This is a genomic window from Paenibacillus ihuae, assembly GCF_001368795.1.
GTDB lineage: Bacteria > Bacillota > Bacilli > Paenibacillales > Paenibacillaceae > Paenibacillus_AQ > Paenibacillus_AQ ihuae.
Window position 1 is genome coordinate 3,795,938 of the sequence record NZ_LN831198.1, and the last position, 1,827, is coordinate 3,797,764.

The following is a 1,827-nucleotide window of genomic DNA, read 5'->3' on the forward strand; positions in this document are numbered from 1 at the left end:
CCTTGCTATTACTGAATAAATTCCTGCAAAGTTATAACCCTTTTAATCTAGCCGCAAGAAGTTTGCTCTCGCACTCAATATCATCATCTAGCCCTTCATCAATCACATAATCCTTTAACTCAAGGTGGCCAAGAACTACAGACCGATTATCGGCACGCATATATCTTATCACGTTCGGGTTTCGACAATAGCAGATCAAAAAGGCGAATACCGGGAAGATGTCCGATTTCCGTCTTGTTTACTTGAAACTCTACCTCTCCAAACCGATGAAGATGTTTTGTAACGCCAGCCCAGGACAGCAGTTCTTCCATCAATTCAGTACTCCCATCCCTGCTCATCTCACATCTCCTCCTCATCTGTCAGATTGTGAAGCACGGTGTCCAGCAAGTTCAGTAATAAGCCATACACTTCATCGGTAATCCCTTTCCGTGTTTTGTCCTTAACGCGGGCCAGCGCTTCCTGTATCTTAGGCACCACCTCACGACCCGAATCCGTCAAATAGAGCAGATGATAGCGATGATCAGCAGAATCAGCTTCTCTCCGCACATAATCTTCTGCTTCCAGCTTGGTGATCGCTTTGGCGGTTGTCGTTTTGTCGATGAACAGCTTCTTGCTTAGCTCCTTCTGCGTGATGGGCTCCCGATTCGCAATTGCCATAAGAAAGATATACTGGGCGCTTCGTCCTGCTCCAGATCCTCTTGCTGTTCTTAAAGTCTAGTTCCTCCGGTAGCATCAATGAACTGCCCCGTGATCCATCGCGCTTCCTCAGAGGATAGAAATACAACGATATCTGCAACGTCCTCAGTGGCACCAATTCTTCCAAAAGCAGACATTGAAGCTGCCTCAGCGTAAACTGCCGGGTCAGCGAGCCAATCCTTGTTCATATCCGTAGCCGTAACTCCCGGCCTTACTGCATTAACCGTAATACCTTTTGCTGCAAAAAGGGGAGCCAAGGCCAAGGTAAGTGTCTCAATGGCTCCTTTGGAAGCTGCATAAATAGAACGCGTTGGACCGGCCACTCGAGTAAAGCCCGTTGAAAGGTTAATGATCCGCCCATCATTCCGTATAAACGGGCTGGCTGCTTGAATAAGAAAGTAAGGAGCTTTAAGGTTAACATTAATGACATCTTCAAACGTTTCTACCGACGTTTCTTCGAAAGGAATGTCCGGTGCAATCCCTGCGTTATTGATCAGGATGTCCAAATGCACAGAACCCATCTCTGAACGGACAGCCTCTTCAAAAGCGGACCAAAGCATGTTAACACCGGCAACACCCGTGTTTAATTCTGCTGCCAGAGCTACCGACTTTGCGCCCAGCGCCTTAAGTTCTTCAACAACCTTCAAAGCCGCTTCTCTATTCGTTGCGTAATGAACGCCTATAAATTCCGCTCCGCCTGCAGCTAATTTTTTCGCTATTTCAGCCCCCATCCCGCGGCTTGCTCCTGTAATCAAAGCAACCTTACCACTGAATCTTCCCTCATTCGTCGACATATGATCTGCTCCTTTTATCCGCAAAATATCGTAACAATCGTTATGATAAATGATCATATCGGGTTTGGTGCAAATTGTCAATAACATAACGATCATTATTTTATATGGTGTTTACCTGCCCGATGGATTGGCAGCATTCTGTAACGTGTGTTATGATAAAGGATATAAAAATGAACTTGCAGCTGTATGAAATTTGACCTTCACGAAAAAGGCTTGGTGATTAAAAAATGGGACGTAACCGCAAATTCGATATAAATCATGCACTGGACGCAGCACTTTGCGTGTTTTGGAAAAAGGGGTACGAAGGCACGTCGTATACGGACCTGACGCAGGCTAC

Annotated in this window: 3 protein-coding genes; all 3 read right to left on the bottom strand. The window is 46.0% G+C overall.

The genetic code is table 11. From position 1 onward, the window contains the following. Positions 1–146 precede the first annotated feature (146 nt). The 3 genes from AQR02_RS17540 to AQR02_RS17550 are packed head-to-tail and all read right to left on the bottom strand — an operon-like array spanning position 147 to position 1,490. Positions 147–338, bottom strand: a complete 192-nt coding sequence (locus tag AQR02_RS17540; RefSeq protein WP_054941584.1) for a luciferase family protein — start codon at positions 336–338, stop codon at positions 147–149. A 1-nt stretch (position 339) separates the two neighbouring features. After that, positions 340–666: a MarR family winged helix-turn-helix transcriptional regulator gene (locus AQR02_RS17545; RefSeq protein ID WP_054941585.1), complete on the bottom strand. Its 327-nt coding sequence runs from the start codon at positions 664–666 to the stop codon at positions 340–342. A gap of 41 nt (positions 667–707) precedes the next feature. Then, complete coding sequence (locus AQR02_RS17550) at positions 708–1,490, bottom strand: SDR family NAD(P)-dependent oxidoreductase (protein ID WP_054941586.1); 783 nt, start codon at positions 1,488–1,490, stop codon at positions 708–710. Positions 1,491–1,827: the final 337 nt, after the last annotated feature.

Excerpts from the sequence above, each read along its gene's own strand:
- AQR02_RS17550 (WP_054941586.1), bottom strand. The coding sequence starts at position 1,490 with ATGTCGACGAATGAGGGAAGATTCAGTGGTAAGGTTGCTTTGATTACA.
- AQR02_RS17540 (WP_054941584.1), bottom strand. The coding sequence starts at position 338 with ATGAGCAGGGATGGGAGTACTGAATTGATGGAAGAACTGCTGTCCTGG.